Source organism: Gemmiger formicilis (assembly GCF_016901605.1).
In the GTDB taxonomy this organism is placed as follows: Bacteria; Bacillota; Clostridia; order Oscillospirales; family Ruminococcaceae; genus Gemmiger; species Gemmiger formicilis_B.
Map to the genome: position 1 here is coordinate 1 of NZ_JACJKP010000352.1, position 778 is coordinate 778.

The 778-nt window shown below is 64.3% G+C and carries 1 pseudogene; it reads left to right on the forward strand.

Going from position 1 to position 778, the window contains the following annotated elements:
* Positions 1-778 (forward strand): annotated as a pseudogene (locus tag H6B10_RS14785) (mannose-6-phosphate isomerase); the annotation flags it as partial.

Consider the following 778-nt stretch of genomic DNA (forward strand, 5'->3'; position numbering starts at 1 on the left):
GACGCCCGGGTGTATGAAGGGGCCGGTGCCATTGCCCGGGCCCTGGGCGATGCCTGCGGCACCGGGAAATGCGTGCTCAGCATCGAGTGCTACCCCGGCGTGGACCAGCAGGAACTGCTGGACGGGCTGGCTGCCCTGCACCCCGCCCTGGTGATCCACAGCGATGACCTGGCCTTTGAGCCGGAAAAGCTGGATGCCGCCCTGGAGCGCGATCTGCTGCCCCAGGACCCTGTGTTCGGCATCATGACGGTGCGGCGGCTGCGGGATTTCTTCTACGAAGCCAAAATCGAGGAAGCCCGGCAGCGCATTGATGCGGTTGCCGAAGGCCTTGTGCTGGTGTACGGCGTGGGTGCCACACTGGTGCACCCCGGCGACGTGCAGGTGGTGGCGGACATTACCCGGTGGGAGATCCAGCTGCGGTATCGCCGCGGCATGACCAACTGGCGCACCGCCCAGGCCGACCTGCCCAAGCTGAAAAAGTACAAGCGCGGCTTTTTTGCCGAGTGGCGCTGGGCCGACCGGGAAAAAGATCATCTGCTGAACACCATGGACTTTTACCTGGACATGACCACCCAGGGCAGCCCCGCCATGGTGGACGGCGCCGCCTACCGGGAAGCCCTGCGCCAGACGACGCAGCGTCCCTTCCGGATGGTGCCCTACTTTGACCCGGGCGTCTGGGGCGGCAACTGGATGAAGGACCATTTTGAACTGCCGGAAAACGGCAGCAACTATGCCTGGAGTTTTGACGGCGTACCCGAAGAAAACAGCCTGCTACTGG